At 68.4% G+C, this 16,799-nt stretch carries 12 protein-coding genes and 1 pseudogene; 7 read left to right on the plus strand and 6 right to left on the minus strand.

What is annotated here, in order from left to right; all coding sequences use genetic code 11:
* Positions 1 to 220: 220 nt before the first annotated feature.
* The 4 genes from FK267_RS00690 to FK267_RS13535 all read right to left on the minus strand — a co-directional run bounded on the left by FK267_RS00690 (position 221) and on the right by FK267_RS13535 (position 4,213).
* A complete protein-coding gene (locus FK267_RS00690) occupies positions 221 to 1,084 on the minus strand; it encodes an aldo/keto reductase (protein WP_141405827.1) in 864 nt (287 codons plus the stop codon).
* 587 nt (positions 1,085 to 1,671) lie between these two features.
* Positions 1,672 to 3,030 (minus strand): FtsX-like permease family protein, encoded by a 1,359-nt coding sequence (locus FK267_RS00695; protein ID WP_141405828.1) that lies wholly within the window; start codon positions 3,028 to 3,030, stop codon positions 1,672 to 1,674.
* Positions 3,027 to 3,875: an ABC transporter ATP-binding protein gene (locus FK267_RS00700; RefSeq protein WP_081386032.1), complete on the minus strand. Its 849-nt coding sequence runs from the start codon at positions 3,873 to 3,875 to the stop codon at positions 3,027 to 3,029. Before FK267_RS00700 ends, FK267_RS00695 begins: the two co-directional genes overlap by 4 nt.
* A complete protein-coding gene (locus FK267_RS13535; RefSeq protein WP_249039327.1) occupies positions 3,872 to 4,213 on the minus strand; it encodes a hypothetical protein in 342 nt (113 codons plus the stop codon). The genes FK267_RS00700 and FK267_RS13535 overlap by 4 nt, the downstream gene beginning before the upstream one ends.
* 429 nt (positions 4,214 to 4,642) lie before the next feature.
* On the opposite strand from FK267_RS13535, the gene FK267_RS00710 reads away from it, so the two are divergent.
* The 4 genes from FK267_RS00710 to FK267_RS00725 all read left to right on the plus strand — a co-directional run bounded on the left by FK267_RS00710 (position 4,643) and on the right by FK267_RS00725 (position 10,208).
* Positions 4,643 to 5,878, plus strand: a complete 1,236-nt coding sequence (locus tag FK267_RS00710) for a sensor histidine kinase (protein WP_232622458.1) — start codon at positions 4,643 to 4,645, stop codon at positions 5,876 to 5,878.
* Between the two features lie 14 nt (positions 5,879 to 5,892).
* Positions 5,893 to 6,786 carry a response regulator transcription factor gene (locus FK267_RS00715; protein WP_141405830.1) on the plus strand — a complete coding sequence of 298 codons (894 nt, stop codon included), beginning with the start codon at positions 5,893 to 5,895 and terminating at the stop codon, positions 6,784 to 6,786.
* 610 nt (positions 6,787 to 7,396) lie between these two features.
* Positions 7,397 to 8,035, plus strand: coding sequence for a uracil phosphoribosyltransferase (gene upp, locus FK267_RS00720; protein ID WP_003788190.1), 639 nt, complete (start codon positions 7,397 to 7,399; stop codon positions 8,033 to 8,035).
* Between the two features lie 100 nt (positions 8,036 to 8,135).
* On the plus strand, positions 8,136 to 10,208 hold the full coding sequence (locus FK267_RS00725) for a variant leucine-rich repeat-containing protein (RefSeq protein ID WP_141405831.1): 2,073 nt from the start codon (positions 8,136 to 8,138) through the stop codon (positions 10,206 to 10,208).
* 21 nt (positions 10,209 to 10,229) lie between these two features.
* On the opposite strand, the pseudogene FK267_RS00730 reads toward FK267_RS00725, so the two are convergent.
* Positions 10,230 to 11,774: pseudogene (locus tag FK267_RS00730) on the minus strand (IS1634 family transposase).
* Positions 11,775 to 12,023: 249 nt separating this feature from the next.
* Positions 12,024 to 12,842, minus strand: coding sequence for an MT-A70 family methyltransferase (locus FK267_RS00735; RefSeq protein ID WP_141405832.1), 819 nt, complete (start codon positions 12,840 to 12,842; stop codon positions 12,024 to 12,026).
* Positions 12,843 to 13,372: 530 nt separating this feature from the next.
* Here FK267_RS00735 and FK267_RS13375 point away from each other — a divergent pair.
* From FK267_RS13375 to FK267_RS00745, 3 genes are read left to right on the plus strand one after another with little or no spacing between them, the layout of a single operon-like run.
* The gene (locus FK267_RS13375) at positions 13,373 to 13,522 is read left to right on the plus strand and encodes a hypothetical protein (protein WP_170198562.1); all 150 of its coding nucleotides are present in this window, start codon (positions 13,373 to 13,375) and stop codon (positions 13,520 to 13,522) included.
* Between the two features lie 5 nt (positions 13,523 to 13,527).
* Complete coding sequence (locus FK267_RS00740) at positions 13,528 to 15,162, plus strand: sensor histidine kinase (protein WP_141405833.1); 1,635 nt, start codon at positions 13,528 to 13,530, stop codon at positions 15,160 to 15,162.
* The gene (locus tag FK267_RS00745; RefSeq protein WP_141405834.1) at positions 15,159 to 16,730 is read left to right on the plus strand and encodes an SLC13 family permease; all 1,572 of its coding nucleotides are present in this window, start codon (positions 15,159 to 15,161) and stop codon (positions 16,728 to 16,730) included. The genes FK267_RS00740 and FK267_RS00745 overlap by 4 nt, the downstream gene beginning before the upstream one ends.
* The last annotated feature ends 69 nt before the right edge of the window (positions 16,731 to 16,799 follow it).

The raw sequence follows: 16,799 nt of genomic DNA on the forward strand, positions 1-16,799 counted from the left end.
GTCTCCCGGCAGCCCCGGCCCACCGCCGTCTCTCAGTGCACCCCCAACACTGGCGGGGACATTCGACGCGGCCGGGTGCGTGTCGTTCCGGGCGGGTACGTTCGACGCCGTCAGGGACAGGAATCCCGTCCCCGCACGCGCAGGATGCCCCCGCCCGGGAGAAAAGGTCCCCGCCGGATGCGGCCGCCGGTAGCCAGATGCGGCCACCAGCGGCCCGAGGTCAGTCCGCCTCGACCGTGTAGGAGGCGAGGCGCTCCTGGAAGGCGGGGTCGTAGTGGTTGACGACGCCCTGCCCCTCGTCGAGGGCGGCGATGGCCCGCATGTCGGCGTCGTCGAGCTGGAAGTCGGTGACGTCGAGGTTGGTGACCATGCGCTCGCGGTGGACCGTCTTGGGGATGACGATGATGTCGAGCTGGATGAGGTAGCGCAGGGCCACCTGGGCGGCAGTCTTGCCGTGCTTCTCGCCGACGGCGGTGAGCACCGGGTGGGTGAAGATGTTGCTGCGGCCCTGGGCCAGCGGGCCCCACGACTCCAGGGCGGTGCCGTACTTGGTGTACCAAGCGCGGTTGTCGGCCTGCTGGTTGAAGACGTGGGTCTCCATCTGGTTGACGGCCGGCGGCACCTCGACGTGCTGCGCCAGGTCCACGAACCGGTCGGGGAAGAAGTTGGAGACGCCAATGGCGCGGACCTTGCCTGCGGCCAGGGCCTTCTCCATGGCGCGGTAGGTGCCGTAGTAGTCGCCGAAGGGCTGGTGGACGAGCAGCAGGTCGATGTAGTCGGTGCCCAAGCGGCGCAGGGAGCCGTCAATGGAGCGGGCGGCACGCTCCTCCCCGGCGTTGGAGATCCACACTTTGGTGGTCAGGAAGATGTCCTCGCGGGGCAGTCCGCTGGCGGCGACGGCCGCGCCCACGCCCTCCTCATTGCGGTAGGCCTGGGCGGTGTCGACGTGGCGGTAGCCGACCTCGAAGGCCTCGAGCACGGCCCGCTCGGTCTCCTCCGGCGGGGTCAGGAAGACGCCGTAGCCGATCTGCGGGATGTCGACGCCGTTGTTGAGAGTGATGGTGGGGGCGGAGCCGTTGGCCATGAGTTCTCCTTCGATGCGGTCGGTGTCAGCAACCTAGCCCCGCAGGCGGGCGCGATGTCGTCCCTTTCGCGCCGGGCCCAACTGGCACGTGTGGGCCGCCCGACGTGCGCGTGGCGCCCTGGCCCGGCCACCGACGGGGACATCCTGCACGGCCGGGGACTCTTCCTTCCCACCGGGGGCATCTCACGCGTGCGGGGACCGGAATCCAGTCCCCGGCGGCGTCGAATGCCCCGACCGGAGCAGACCGCACCCAGCCGCGCGGAATGTCCCTGGCCGCACAGCACGGGATGGGGCCTGCGGGCGGACCCGCCACCCGCGCGAGAGACGTTAGGTGTATGGCCCAGGTTTGGTCGGGGTATGCATCGGGATGCGGCGGCGCGCGGTGGCCGAAACGGCACCTACAGCGGGCCCGATGTCCAAATCGGATACAAAGAACTTGGCTGGAGTGAAACGGGCGAAACGAAACCGCATGATTCCGCGGTTCTGTTGCAGGCCCGAAGAACGCGAAGCGTCCTTTGTATCCGATTTGGACACATGCAGTCACCGCAGCGCGACTCCGGCGGCAACTCCGACGCCAGCGGTGAAGGTCAGTCGCGGGCGCGCAGCACCTGCCCCAGGCTCTGCTCGCCCGCAAGTGCCCCGGCTCGGGCGGAGACGACGACGGCCAGGCAGGTGGTCGCCAGGGTCGCCGCGCACACGAGGCCCAGCGTCGCCCAGGGGAACCCCACCACGATGCTGGCCAGCGGCCTGTGCATGGCCTCCGCCACCAGAACGGCCGTGGACAGGGTGACGAACAGGCCGAGGACGGTCGCGGCGGCGGCATGGAGAACTCCCTCGAGGACCTCAATGGCCAGGACATCGCGCTCCATGGCCCCGGCTGCGCGCAGAAGCGCGGCGTCACGGCGACGTCGGCCCGCGCTCATAGCGATGACGGCCACGCCCCCGGTCCAGGACACGAGGAAGGGCAACCCGAACACGGAGGTGAAGCCCGTGACGGTGATCTCGGAGGAGGCCGATGCCGGGCCGAAGGCGATGGCGACCAGCCCGATCGTCACCACGAAGGGCAGGACGGTGGCCGCCGAGCGGCGCGACTCCAGGGCGCAGGTGCGTCCGGCGACGTGCCAGGCGACACCGGGATCCGGAATGAGAGCAGCGAGCAGGCGCTCCAGGGCCGGGCTGATCCAGCCGCACAGGAGGCACACGAACATCAACCCACACAGGACGCCGCCGAAAAGGCTCATGAAGACGTCCTGATTCTCCCCACTGCGGATGACGAGGAACTCGGCGACCCACCCAGCCGCGGCGGCAGCAGCCCAGAACAACCGCAGGAGACCCTTGAGGACTCGTCCCGCACTCCACTGTGCTCTCTGCCCACCCGACCCGAGCAGGAGCAGGGCCTCTGGAGTGTGTGAGGCCCGTTTGGCGGCAGCTCGACCACCTATGACGAGGGTGCCGGCGCTGATGATCGCGGTCCAGATGAGGTCGGCGGGTTTCCACTGAGGCACCGCGCCGGGCAGGGCGGCCCCGTCGGAGATGAGCCGGTGCATCATGAACCGGCTGATGGGCAGGCTCAACGGCACCGCGACAAGAGAGGCAAGCGTCCCAAGGGCGAAGAGCTGGCCCTGGATGACCAGGCGAACCATGGAGGGGCTCATACCCAGGGCCTTCCACAGCCCGTGGTCGCGCTCACGCTGGGAGACCGCGAGGCTGCTGGTAGAGGACAGAACAGTCACGGCAGCAAAGACGACCCCAATGATGATAATGCCTGAGACGGATTCGGCCCCATCAATCATCATGGGGTCTCCAGCAGCCTCCGCAGCGGCGAAGGCTCCATGGGCGACCCGGAACTGACCGGCGATGGCAGAGGCGGCCACGACGGCGACGACAGCGGTCCACGCCCAGGAGCCGGCGTGGCGGCGAAGGTCGGACAGGAGCAGGCGGATCATCGGGAACCTCCGGCACCGCGGGCGGACAGGACAGCGTCGGAGACGGCAGCGGGGTCGCCCCCGGGGAGAGAGGCGACGAGGAGGCCGGCGTCCATGACAAGGACGTGCTGAGCCCGGGCGGCGGCTGCGGCATCGTGCGTCACCATGAGGACGGTGGCCGGCTTCGGGGCAGAAGCTGCGGGCACGACGCCAGGCACAGCACCGGGGCCTCCGGCGAGCTCGGCGAGCCAGTCGAGAACGGTCGCGGCGGCGACGACGTCGAGGGCGGCCGTGGGCTCATCCGCGAAGACGATGTCGGGGCGGGAGGCCAGAACGCGGGCGATGGCCACACGCTGACGCTCACCACCACTCATCTGATGAGGCAGGTGGCGGGCCTGCTCGCTCAAACCCACACGCTCGAGGGCATCGTCGACGGCGCTGCGGCTCAGGGGTTTGCGACGCAGGCGGCCGGGCAGGGACACGTTGTCGCGCGCGGACAGGGAGGTGACGAGGTTGTCATCCTGGAAGACGAAGCCGACGTGCCGAGCCCGGAAGCGGGCAGCGGGCCGGGGACGTAGCGAACTCGTCCGGGTACCGAGGAGCTGGACGGTGCCGTCGGTGGGGGCATCGAGCCCGGCGATGCACTGCAGGAGGGTGGACTTGCCACAGCCGGAGGCGCCGACCAGAGCGGTGAAGCTGCCGACGGGCAGGGAGAGGTCAACACCGTTGAGCGCGATGACATCGGCGTTGCGGCGGCCCTGGACGCGGAAGACTCGGGTGAGTCCGGCTACCTCGATGGCCGGCGGTACCTGCGGCCCCTGATGGTCGGCACTGACTGCGGCGGGATGGCCCTGACGACGGATCATGACAGCCCCCAAACCCCTGCGACCGCAAGGACGATCCAGATGAGGACGGATACCGCTCGGCTTCCCACCAGGGCGCCCAGCCCCCATCGCACGGCCGGACGCCTCAGCCAGGGCCCCACGATAATCAGCAGCGCGACCAGGACCGATGGCAGCCAGGTCCGCACCTCGGCGTCGCTCATCCTGGCCAGCGGGTCGTGCATCCAGATCGTCACCACCCCAAGCACCTCGGTGCGAGCGAGCCCTTGGAAACGGGCCGGTACCGGCGAGAGAAGGCCTGCGACGTCGACGGCGCAGGGATAGGACAGGGGCGAACGAAACAGGTCAAGGCTCATGCTCACCAGTTCACTCATCACCGGTCGCTGGCGCACTGGTACCCGCTCCCGTCTTCAAGTCGGGCCGACTCCACCTCACCCCCGGTCGAGCGCGCACCACCTCGGGAGTGCCAGCACCACCCCGGGGCGCACATGCGGCAAGTACTGGGGAGCCAGCACGAGTGCACCCCCAGGGCCGGGCCCGTTAGCGTCGTCGGCATGACCTCAGCATCATCACTCGACCCCCTCTTCCCCGACCTTCCTACGACCGCACCCATAGGGGGCCCGGAGGACAGGACCATCCCCGTTCCATCTGCTGCCGACACATCCGCAACCGTCCCATCCGCGGCAGGCCCGCAGCCCGCCCCTTCCTCGCCGGAGCGCCATCCGAGCCAGAGCCTCCGGTGGATCAGCATCATCGGCTGGGAGTTCCTGCACGCCGCACTGTGGATGCCAATGGCTGTTCTCCTCGTGCCCTCCATCCTGCTGTTCCACCTGACAGTCCCCCTGGGGGCGTCGCTGGAGCGCGCCGTTGCACGCAGACTGGGAACCGACGCTCCGTCAGGCCGCAAGGAGAACCGGCGTAGGAGCCCGTGGCTGCTGGCACGCGTCGCTCACGTGGAGTTCTGGCGCCAGGACCTGCCCCTGTGCGTGGGAGGCATGGCGTTGAGCACGGCGTCGTTCTTCCTGACCGCGCTCCTTGGAGCCCTGCTCACCGTCAGCGTGCTGGCGCCCTTCATGTCATCCTCTGAGGCCCCCATCAGGGTGGACCTCGGCGGCTCCGAGATAGCGGTATCCGGATTGCAGTCCGCCCCGCTGCTGCTACCAGTCGGCCTGATCGCCCTCAGCCTCCTTCTCGGCGCGCTCTGGGGACTGGGGAGACTACGGCTGCTGCTGGTCAAGGCGCTGTCGGGTGAACGCGAGACGCAGCGTCTCGAGCAGCTGACCGCCGAGGTCGGCCACCTCACGGCCAGCCGAGCCACCCTCATGGACGCCTTCGAGGCCGAACGCACTCGCATCGAGCGAGACCTGCACGACGGCACCCAGCAGGAGCTCGTCGCCCTCGCCATGAACCTGGGCAGTCTGCGCCTGGCCGCTGAGTCCCTGCCCGAGGACGACGCCGCCTCCACGTCCCGGACCGCGCTGCTGGAGGGGATCGATACCGCGCAGGACCGCGCGGAGTCCGCCCTGAAGGACCTGCGTGAAACGGTGCGCGGCATCCGACCGGCGGTGCTGTCCGAGCGCGGACTGGCACCGGCTCTGAAGGACCTGGCGGGACGGGCCCCGCTGCCGACCAGCGTCGTCGTCGAGGCGGAGAAGGCCGACCTGGCCCTGATCTCGCAGCCGGTGCGGACAGTCGTCTACTTCGCGGTGGCCGAGGCACTGACGAACACCTCCAAGCACGCCCGGGCCTCGCGCGCCACAGTCGCGCTGCGCTGCACGAGCGCCGGACTGAGCACCGTCATCACCGATGACGGGCGTGGCGGGGCCGACCCGGAGCGAGAGAACGCCACCGGCCTGCGCGGTATGGCGCAGCGGGTGGAATCCATCGGCGGGCGGCTGGAGGTGAGTTCTCCCGAAGGCGCCGGGACGCAGGTGACGATCACAGCACCGCTGACGCCTCCGTGGGGCACGGAGAACTCGCAGGACGGGCGGACGGACGAGCCGCAGGACGACCATCCGGCCGGGTGAGGCAGGATGTGTCCATGAGGATCCTGCTCGCCGACGACGCCGCCCTCCTGCGCGAGGGATTGGCCGGACTGCTGACCACGGCCGGGCACGAGGTCGTGGCACAGGTGGCCGACGCCGACGCCCTGCGCACCGAGGTCGGTCGTCTGGCCGCCGCCGGGGAGCTGCCCGACGTCGTCGTCACCGATGTGCGTATGCCGCCGACTGGCACGGATGACGGGCTGCGTGCGGCGATCGACCTGCGCCGGACCTACTCGGGGCTGCCGGTGGTGGTGCTGAGCGCCTATGTGGCCGGCCCCTACGTGCAGGATCTGCTCGAGGAGACCGAGTCGCCGACCTCCCCGGCCGGGCCGGGAGCTCCCAGTGCTAGCAGCGGGGGCGCTGTGGGCTACCTGCTCAAGGAGCGCGTGGGGCGGGTGGCCGACTTCCTGCACTCGCTCGACATCGTCGTGGGCGGCGGGGTGGTCATCGACCCGGAGGTGGTCTCCCACCTCATCAAGGCGGCCCGGGCCACCGGTTCCACGCAGGAGACCACACAGGTGGTGACCGGTTGCGGGACTGGTGAGGATGTGGGGGCGATGGTGGGTGCAGGATCGAGCGCGGCACCGACAGCGTCTGGTGCACGGGGGCCGGTGCCGGCCGCAGCAGCCTCATCGTCGACTCCCTCGGGTGGGATCGCGAGTGCGGCGCCGGGTGGAGCGGGCCTCGACCGGCTGACGCGGCGCGAGCAGGAGGTGCTCGAACTCATGGCGCAAGGGCTGTCGAACGCGCAGATCGCCGAACGACTGGTGGTCTCCGACGGGGCGGTGGCCAAGCATGTGGCGAACATCTTCCGGGGGCTTGACCTGCAGCCCGGCGAGGAGAACCGGCGTGTGCGAGCTGTCCTGGCCTGGCTGCGCGCCCGAGCCTGAACCTGGTCGCTCTCAGGCCTGAGCTCAGCCGTACACCCCGGGCCTGCGCCCGGCCGCCGACGGGGACATCCTGCGCGGCCGGTGACTTTTCCTTCCAGCCGGGGGCATCTCACGCGTCGGGGGACCGGATTCCTGTCCCCGGCGGCGTCGAATGCCCCCGCCCGGTGCGGACTGCACCCGGCCGCGCGGAATGTCCCCGACCGTGCAACGCGGGACGGGGCCTGCGGGCGGACCCGCCACCCATGAGAGAGACGTTGGGTGTCTGGGACCGGTTGGGGCGGGGTTGTGCATCGGGATGCGGCGGCGCGCGGTGGCCGAAACGGCCCCTACAGCGGGCCCGATGTCCAAATTGGATACAAAGGGCTTTGCCGGACTGAAACGGGCGAAATGAAACCGCATGATTCCGGGGTTCTGTTGCAGGCCTGAAGAACGCGAAGCGTCCTTTGTGTCCGATTTGGACATAACACAGTCAGCACCGCGAGATCTCAGCGGCGCCTCCGACGCCAGCGCTGCTTCCAGCCCGTCGGAGCGACATGACCCCGCCGTGGCGCGCACGAGACCAGCACGCGTTGTGACGGTGCGAACCCGGCTGCGGCATTAGGCTGTCCCCATGCGCCTCCACGTTGCCGACCACCCCCTCATCGACCACAAGCTCTCCGTCCTGCGTGACGAGAGGACACCGTCGGCGGTCTTCCGCCAGCTGGTGGACGAGCTCGTCACCCTGCTCGCCTACGAGGCCACCCGCGAGGTGCGCACCGAGGAGGTCGAGATCCGCACCCCCGTGGCGCTGGCCCAGTGCCGCCGCCTGGCCGACCCGCGGCCGATCGTGGTGCCGATCCTGCGCGCGGGCCTGGGGATGCTGGAGGGCATGACCCGCCTGCTGCCCACGGCGGAGGTCGGCTTCCTGGGGATGAAGCGCGACGAGGACACCCTGGAGGTGGAGACCTACGCCAACCGCCTGCCCGACGACCTCTCGGGCCGCCAGTGCTTCGTCGTCGACCCCATGCTCGCCACCGGTCACACCCTCGTGGCCGCCATCGACTATCTGCTGGAGCGCGGGGCGCGCGACGTCACCGCGCTGTGCCTCATCGCCGCGCCCGAGGGGGTCAAGACGCTGGAGGATGCGGTCGGCGAGCGCGCGAACGTCACGGTGGTGACCGCCGGGGTCGACGAGCGCCTCAATGAGCACGCCTACATCGTGCCCGGTCTGGGCGACGCCGGCGACCGCCTCTACGGCATCGTCGACTGACGCACCGGCCCGCCGGCCGCGTCATTTCGCCGGTTTGGGCGGGAGGCTGGTGTGTCCATTCTGTGACCTCGAGCCATAGATTTCGTTAGGCTCGGGAGACATGACGACGGGGCACTCACCTTCTGCTGGCGACTACGACGCGACGACGGCGCTCAGCAGGTTCGCCTCGCCGCAGGACCTCGAGCGGATCGCCGAGACCCGTCCCGATCTGCACTCGATCCTGGCGACCAACCCGTCGATCCCGCCTCGGGTGCGCAAGATACTGGAGCGGTCCGACGACGCCGTCGTGCGGGAGGTGCTGGCGCGCCAGGCTGGTCGTGGCGCTCAGCCGGCGCCACCAACGCCGTCTCCTGTCCCGGGCGACATCGGCCCGATGGCTCCGACGATGGCGGTGGGGGCAGCTGCTGGGACGATGGGGGCGGTGCCCCAGCAGGCGGCGCCCACCAGTTCCGGGTACGCGCAGGTTCCTCAGGAGTATGGCGGTCATCAGCTGGGGGCGTCCGGAGCGGCACCGCGGGGAGGGGCGCTTCATGGGTCCTCCGCTCAAGGGTATGGGGCCGTGGAGCCTCAGGGTCCGCAGGGCTCGCCCCCGCAGGTCTCTCAGGCGGCGCAGCCCGTTGCGGCGGCACAGGCCGTCGCGCTGCAGCCGGATGCCCAGGCGTATTCTGCGCCCTCGATGCAGGCGGCGGATCAGCCCCTGGACCAGCAGACCGCGATGCCGCCCGGGGTGCCGAGCCGGGGGCCGTCGGAACACAGAGTGGGCCTCGGCCAGGCTTATGACTCGGGGCAGGCATACGGTGCGGGTCAGCCGGTTGCACCGGCCTATGGGACACCGATGTATGCGCCGCCGGTGCAAGCCCCGAAGAAGCGCCGCCTGCTCAAGGTGGTCGCTGTCGTTCTGCCGGTCCTTCTCGTTCTGGGCGCTGGAGGTGCGGCCGCCTGGTACTTCTTGGGGCGCAGCGAGGTCTCCTTGGCATCTCCATTCGTGACCCCATCAGAGGCATGGCTGAAGGGTGCGAGCAAAGCCTGGAGTGCCGATGTCGCAGCCAACAAGGACCCCTACGTGATCGGTGGTCATTTTCTTACGCTCGACACGTCCGACGGCACTCTGACCGGCTACACACCTCTGGGCGACAACATGGAGGAGGTGTGGCAAGCGACCCTCGACGACGAGGACCTGACATCCAGCTACCGACCCACGCCGGGCTTTCAGACCTGGGGCAACAACACGCTCGTCTACAAGTCGTCCCTCATCGATATGAAAACTGGAAAAGTTTCTTCAGCCCCTTGGAAAGAGGGGAAGTCAGCGATTATCGCCGACAACATCGCCATCTCCTGCAATTCGAGCGACAATTGCACCGCCTGGGACTCCCCGGCGAAGCAGAAGTGGACACGTAAGATCCCCGGGACTGGAGAGATGTCCTCCAAAACCTACTATCGCAATGATTCCACCCTTACCAGAGGAGGTCGGCGCTACGCCTGGGTGTACAACGCCATCATCAACATCGACAACGGCGAGACACTCATCCTGGGCGGAGGCTCCAAGGTTGACTCTGACCTCACCAGCACCTTCTTCAAGGATGGTTGGGGGACCTTCGAGGTAAAGAATGGCGAGTCCGAGGCTGACGACACCGATAGCGATTCACCATGGTCAACCACGTACAAAGTGACGATATACGACTTTACGGGCAAGAAGCGGAGCAGCTTTACCGAGACAATCACATTAGACGAACAAGTTGTCATAGGCGAGAGCGAACTCATCACCGCCGAGGAGTACCGCACGTACTTCAAGGACCGGGACTATAGCAAAGCGAAACTGACATCAAAAGTCAACTCGAATGGGTGCATCACGAAACTCAAACCGAAAGATGGAAAGCCTATCAGCATCCAGCCACCCGACAACAGTAGCGGCTTATCCTACGACTGGATTTCACCACCATGTGCATCCGTCGCAACAAGCCCTCAGGGCAGCGACATCGTTAGATTGGCAACATTGGGCCGTGGCGATATCAACGGGCTGACTATGCTTATGAACATCAAGACCGGCGAAGAGATCACCTTCAATGGGATCGACTGGAAGAACGGGGATTCGCTCATCATCGCCAAGCCTGACCTCATCATCGGTTACAACAAGTTTGACGGCAAGGTCATTGGTTTCAAGCCTGCCCCCTAAGGCAGCGCCTCCTGAGTTGGCTCATTTAGTGTCGTGGTGGATGTTGTGGAGGGTTTGGGTGAGGTCGGGTGGGAGGGGGTCAGCGGCTGTGAGGGTGTGCCCGGCGATGTTGATGGTGATGGTGCGGTAGCGGCGTGTGGTGGTGATCAGGCGTCTGATGGACCAGCCAGTGGTGGTCTCCGGCCAGTGGGCCATGGCAAGGGCTGCGGTGACGATGGTCAGGTGGGCCTCGATGGACTGGCGCAGGTGGTGGTAGATGGGGCGTGCTCGCAGGTCGGACTTGAACATACGCAAAGGACTTCTCGATGTTGTACAGGCGGTGGTAGGCGCTGACGACTGTCTCGGGGTCGGGGTTGGGCAGGTTGGTGACGTAGCCCTTCCACCCGGCCAGGGTGCGGGCCCTTTTCTCCAGGTCGCGGTTGATGCTCCGGGTGGCGCCGGACAGGTGCACGAAGCGGTTGCGCTTGACGGGGATCGTTCCTGCGACGGCTTTCTCGGCCTTGGCGACCTGGGTGTCGATCCCGCGTAGGGTGCGTCGGGCTCTGTCGGCGCTGTAGCGGTAGTAGATGGTCTCGTCGCGGCGCTGGTCACTGGGGCCGGCGGGCCAGGGCTGGGTCAGGGTCAGCCCGTCGGGGACGTCCTGGTCGGGGTGGTTGTCGTGCCAGGAGCTGATCACGTGGGGGACGCGCGGGGGTGCGTGAGCCCAGCACGTAGGACAGGCCGGCCCTGGCCAGGGCCTGCTTGTTGGCGGCGCTGATCATCCCGGCGTCAGCCACGACCACCACGTCGTCGAGGTCGTAGGCGTCCATGAAGTCGTTGATCATCGGGATCATGGTGGCGGTCTCGGCCTTGCTTGCCCTTCGAAGGCCCCGGCCCGTAGAGGGAACCCTGTCTCGTCGGTGAGCAGCCCTACCGTGATCTGCGGCTCCAGGCGTCTTTCCTTGGAGAAGCCCGGCTCGCGAAAGCCGTCGGCCTTGTCGGTCCCGGTAGTACAGGGTCATACGCGTCGAACAGGACCAGCGAGGCCCGGCCGATGCGGGCGTACCCGGCCAGCAGGCGTGACAGGTTCCGGGTGAAGTCCTCAGCGGCGTAGCTGGGCAGATGACGCTTGACTGTCGCGTAGGACACCGGTGACAGGCCCGCCTCGGTAAGGACCCGCAACGAGTCCTGCTTGCTGGTCGGCTCAATCAGTCTGGCGGTAACGAGCTGGCGGAAGACCTCGTCAGCACCATCGAGCCTGTCCAGCCCCACCGCCTTCCAAGCCACCTCCAGGGCCTCCAGGAGCACTCCCATCCGGTTGGAGGCGATAGGTGCCACGCACCCCGCCCCAGCCGGTTCCTGCGGCGCAGAACCTGCGTCGTTCTCACTGTTCAGGCCCAGCAGGTCGAAGCTGAGCTGGCCGGCGTTGAGCCGTTGCCTGGCGACCTCCTTGAGCACCGCCAGCTCAGCGTCATCATGGGCCGAGCCAATGTGCTCGATGCTGCGCGCCCCCTTCCGGAAGGAGTGCACAATCTGCACCGCACGGGCCCCCGACGCCGTCCTGACCGTGCGAACGTACGGACTCATACCCCCACGTTAGTGCGCACCCCAACCCACGCAACCCCCACAATCCCAACAACAACCAGCCCCCAAGCAACCCAACCACCCCACAATGAGCCAAGTCAGGTTTCAAGCCTGCCCCCTAAGGCAGCGCCGCAGCGGCACTGATGCGGCGCTTTCAGTGACGTTCCGCATGGTCGGGCGCGGTCTACTCCAGCCTGGGACGCCTCACTCACAGGGCGCCCGGACTCCTGTCCCCGACGGCGTGGAACGCCCTCACTCTCGCAGCTCCACGCCTCCCCTGGTCAGAAGGTCGTGTACCCGCGCGGTGGAATAGCCCGATTGAGTCGAGATCTGCTGAACTGACGCCCCCTTCGCATATTCATCTGCCAGGATCCGGGCGACGTGATCCGAGAGCCAGTCGCTCATCTGCTCATTGAGCTCCACGTCCGGCAGAGAATCGATATCGCCGCCGGCGTACCCCCGCTGAGCCTTACCCTGCGGCGTGATCTCTTCATCCGACTCATTGCCCCACACGGACCAGCCCGGTCGCGCGTAGCGGGCGAACATCTCCAGGTACGGACCCGGCGAGCATGACTCAATGAGGTCGTACTGCTCGTCGGGCTTGCGGCTGTGCTCGCGCTTGCGCGTCTCGATCATATTGACCGTTGAGCGCCCCGGTGCCAACGTTCTCATCGACCCTTTGACACCGAACAGGATCGGCTCCGTGACATTGCGAAAGTAGAAGCCAACGCCGCGGCCGTCCGGTCCACCGTCCTTGCGCCGCTTCGCCCAGATAATGTTCGAGACGTAGCGGAATCCCCACGCCTGCATCACCTCCAGGCCCTCCGGAAGCAAGGCGTTGGGAACCCACAGGTACAGGTGGGCATTCGCCGCGGTCACGTCACCGACCGGGAGCTCCTTGATCTCCTGGAGGGACATCGTCCCGTACCTGCCCAGACGGCGGTGCTCGGGAGCGACCTTGCCGGTCCGATTGGTGAACCGCCACGGAGGGTCAGCCAGAACGGTCTGGAATCCTCCTTCCACCGAGGGAAGAGGAGCAATTTCCGTAGAAGAACCCAGAGCCTTGGACACCCGTTAGATGTACCAGAGATAGATCTGGTTTGTCACTCATGGATCTTTTCTGCCCGAGTGGACACCGTTCCCCGCTCCCTCCCTCTCCAATCTCGACTCTCGCGCGGCTCCCCACCGAGGTCCAGCAGGACTGGATCAGATCGCGCGCTTCCGCGGCGGCCAGAGGCGACGACGCCTCCACCACAGGCGGGGACATTCCATGCGGCCGGGTGCGGTCCGCTCCAGCCGGGGACAGTCCGCGCGTTCGGGGACAGGATTCCCGTCCCCGACGGCGTCGAACGTCCCCGCCCACACAGAAATGTCCCCATCCGCGACGACATGTCCCCACCCGCAACGACATGTCCCCGGACGCGCAGAGTGCACCCGCCCGCGGGGCTGCGCGACGGAAACATCCCGCCCCGGCGTCGCACGGCACGCCCCACCCACCACTAAAGACTTATAAATATTACTGTTTCGCGAAGTCATTCAACATAAGAGAACTCTCATGCTCACCTGTGGTCCCTCTAGGACTGGCTCGTGACAGTTGATGCATGAACACCTCACGCCGCATCCTCGCCCTGGCTCTGCTCATGCTCGTCCCTGTGGCGCTGGCGCTGGCCGCCGAGTTCATGGCCGTCGTCCCCGGCCCGCCCGCGCAGCCCAGCCCGGTCCACCTGACCTCTGCTGGTCACGGGAGCTGATGCCGATGACCACCGTGCCCTCGTCTCCTCCGCCACTGGCCGCCGACCCGGTCTCCGGCCCCTCGGTACCCGCACGACTGCGCATCGTCGCCTGGATGCTGTTCGTCGTCGCCCTGGGGCTGACCAGCATGATCGTCTCCGTACGCTCCACCCTCATGGCGGACATCTCCCGCTCCGCCAACGCCGACGTCGCCCACGAGGTCAAGGAGCTGCAGAACTTCGCCTCCACCGGCGTCGACCCGCGAACCTCCCAACCCTTCACCTCCACCACCCGCCTCATGGAGGTCTACCGGGACGGCCAGCAGCTCACCGACCGCGAGGCCGTCATCATCTACAACCACTCCACCGGCCAGGCCACCCAGGCCTCCGGCGCCTCCGCCCCGACCCTGGACCTGACCAGCACGGACCCCCTGTTCGTCAAGATGCTGCAGTCTCCGTCGGGCGCCACCTCCTACGGCAGCGGCGAGGTCCGCTGGGCCTGGGTCGAGATCGAACCCGACAAGCCCTCCCAGCACCTGTCCGTCATCACCATGAGCTTCACCGCCTCCCGCGTGGACCAGCTCAACGCCACGATCTGGCTCATGGTCGGTATCAGCGCGGCCGTCCTGGTCCTCACCGGCGTCGTCGGGCTGCTCGTGGCGCGCCAGATCCTGCGTCCCCTGCACGACCTGCGCGCCGCTGCCGCCTCCGTCTCCACCCAGGACCTCAACCGTCGCCTGCCCGTCAAGGGTCGAGACGACATCGCCGGCCTGACCGAGGAGTTCAACGGCATGCTGGACCGCCTCCAGGAGGCCTTCGACGGCCAGACTCAGTTCGTCCTGCGCGCCCACCAGGAGATCTCCGGACCCCTGGCCGTCATGGACGCGCGCCTGGCCAGCCAGCCGGCCACCCGCACCGTCCTTCAGCAGCGCAGCCAGATCGCCGAGCTGCAGCGGGTCCTCGACGACCTCCAGTCCCTCACCCAGGCCGAACGGCGCGACTTCGCCCACCTGACCCCGGATGTCGAGGTCTCCGAGCTGGCCCGCACCCTGTGCGACGACGTCGAGTCCATGGCCCCGGGCCGCTGGAGCTTCGACCTCAGGGCCCGCGGCACGGCCACACTCGACGTCGAGCGCCTGCGTCAGGCCACCGCTCACCTCGCCCGCAACGGGCTGCAGCACGGCGACGGCCCCCTCACCCTCACCATCGCCCCCAGCACCGACGGCTACGGCCGCAGCGGCCTGGAGATCTCCGTCACCGACGAGGGCCCCGGCCTGGCCGACGACGACGTTGACTGGCTCTTCGAGCGCTTCACACACGGCGAGGCCGACGGCAGGCCACGCGGCAGCGGGCTGGGTCTGGCCATCGTGCGGGCCATCGCCGACGCCCACGACGGCACCGTCTTCGCCGTCTCCGCCTCGGGCCAGGGCGCCACCGTCGGCCTGCGCATCCCGGCCGACAGCTCCTGGCGCCTCTCCTCGGACCATGATCCCGCCGTCGTCGTCTCTCCGGCCACCGCCCCCTCCTCACGCACCTCCGCGGCCACGGCACCCCGGGTGAGCGACGGTGAGCCGGCGGCCGCCCACAATGACGGCGCCCGGGACGACCGCCCCCGCGACGACCGCGCGCACGGCGACTCGGGAGAGGAGGCCGGCTCATGACCACCGCGACTGACGCCGTCGTCTCCTTCGAGACCGATGTGCCCACCGTGCGCGAGACCCTGCCGCTCTCCCTGGCCGGGAGCGGCGAACCGACCCCGGACCGACGTCTGCCGTGGCGGCGCATCGTCTCCGCCGCCCTCGCCGTGTGCCTGTGCGCGGCCGTGGGCGTGGCCGCCTGGCGCGCCGGCGGCGCCGAGGGAAGCCTGACCGTCACCGGCGCGATCACCCTCATCATCTTCATCGCCTCGGTGTGGGCCTGGGCCTTCACGAGCGTGGACGACACCTACATCTCCCTGGGTGCCGCCACCGCCCTGGTCCTCACCGGTGCCCTGAGCCCGGACGAGATGTTCGCCAGCCTCGGTGACGACACGATCTGGTTGCTGGTGGCGGCCTTCGTCATCGCCGTCGGGGTCAGCGCCTCGGGCCTGACGGGCCGCCTGGCGGCGTGGCTGGTGACCGGCACCGACCACCCGCGCATCCTGCTCCACCTGGTGACGGCCGCGATCGTCGCCACCGTCTTCGCGGCACCCTCCACCTCGGGCAGGGCCGCCCTGCTGCTGCCGGTGTACACGGCCCTGGCCGGCGCGCTGCGCACCGGGTCGGGAGACGACGACGCCCTGGCGGCCTCCCGCAAGCGGCTCGTCCACGCCCTGTCACTCATCTTCCCCACCGTCATCCTGCTGTCCGCGGTCGGCTCCTTCCTGGGGGCGGGCGCCCATCTGGTGACCTCCCACATCGTGGCCTCGGCCGGTGGACAGGAGTTCTCCTTCGCCGGCTGGCTGCTGCTGGGCCTGCCTTTGGCGGCCCTGTCCAGCCACCTGTCCACCGAGCTCATCGTGTGGCTGTTCACCCGCAAGGAGGACATGCGCCGCCGGGTGCGCGTCGACATCGCCGACCTCGCGGCGGCCTCCCCGACCCCGGTCACCGGCCCCCTGACCCAGGCCGAGAACCGGGCCGCCCTGCTCGTCGGCACGGTCGTGGTGCTGTGGTGCACCGAGGCCCTGCACGGGATCGACCCGGCCATCGTGGCCCTCATGGGGGTCCTGGTGACCTCGCTGCCCGGTTACGGCTCGGTGGCTCTGCGCAAGGCCCTGGCCAAGGCGCCCTGGTCACTGCTGGTCTTCATGGCGGCCACCCTCGCCATGGGGGACGCGCTGGTGTCGACCGGCGCCGCGAAGTGGGTGGCGACCTCGGCCTTCAACGCCGTGAGGATCCACTCACCCTGGCCCTTCATGCTGGTGGTCGTAGCGCTCTCGACGGCGTCGCACCTGGTCATCCAGTCGCGGTCGGCCCGCTCGGCCGTCCTCATCCCGATCGTCGTGGCCCTGGCGCCGGCGGTGGGGGTCAGCCCGGCCGCGGCGGCCTTCGCCTCGACCGCCGCCGCGGGCTTCTGCCACACGCTGCCGTCCTCGGCCAAGCCCGTGGCCATGTTCTCCGACATCGAGGGCATGGAGACCTTCTCCCCCGATGACCTGCGGCGCCTGTCGCTGATCCTCGGCCCCCTCATGGTGGTCCTGGTCATGGCGTGCAGCGCCTGGCTGTGGCCGCTGCTGGGCCTGAGCTGGTGAGGCCGGGCGCCCACCGCGCCCCGGGCCCGCCCCATCCCTTGAGAACCCCGCACACATCGCAACCCTGGA

This window comes from Actinomyces oris, assembly GCF_006546825.1.
Lineage (GTDB): Bacteria > Actinomycetota > Actinomycetes > Actinomycetales > Actinomycetaceae > Actinomyces > Actinomyces oris.

Coding starts and splice junctions, on each gene's coding strand:
- FK267_RS00690 (WP_141405827.1), bottom strand. CDS start 1,084: ATGGCCAACGGCTCCGCCCCCACCATCACTCTCAACAACGGCGTCGAC.
- FK267_RS00695 (WP_141405828.1), bottom strand. CDS start 3,030: ATGATCCGCCTGCTCCTGTCCGACCTTCGCCGCCACGCCGGCTCCTGG.
- FK267_RS00700 (WP_081386032.1), bottom strand. CDS start 3,875: ATGATCCGTCGTCAGGGCCATCCCGCCGCAGTCAGTGCCGACCATCAG.
- FK267_RS00710 (WP_232622458.1), top strand. CDS start 4,643: ATGGCTGTTCTCCTCGTGCCCTCCATCCTGCTGTTCCACCTGACAGTC.
- FK267_RS00715 (WP_141405830.1), top strand. CDS start 5,893: ATGAGGATCCTGCTCGCCGACGACGCCGCCCTCCTGCGCGAGGGATTG.
- upp (WP_003788190.1), top strand. CDS start 7,397: ATGCGCCTCCACGTTGCCGACCACCCCCTCATCGACCACAAGCTCTCC.
- FK267_RS00725 (WP_141405831.1), top strand. CDS start 8,136: ATGACGACGGGGCACTCACCTTCTGCTGGCGACTACGACGCGACGACG.
- FK267_RS13375 (WP_170198562.1), top strand. CDS start 13,373: ATGAACACCTCACGCCGCATCCTCGCCCTGGCTCTGCTCATGCTCGTC.
- FK267_RS00740 (WP_141405833.1), top strand. CDS start 13,528: ATGACCACCGTGCCCTCGTCTCCTCCGCCACTGGCCGCCGACCCGGTC.
- FK267_RS00745 (WP_141405834.1), top strand. CDS start 15,159: ATGACCACCGCGACTGACGCCGTCGTCTCCTTCGAGACCGATGTGCCC.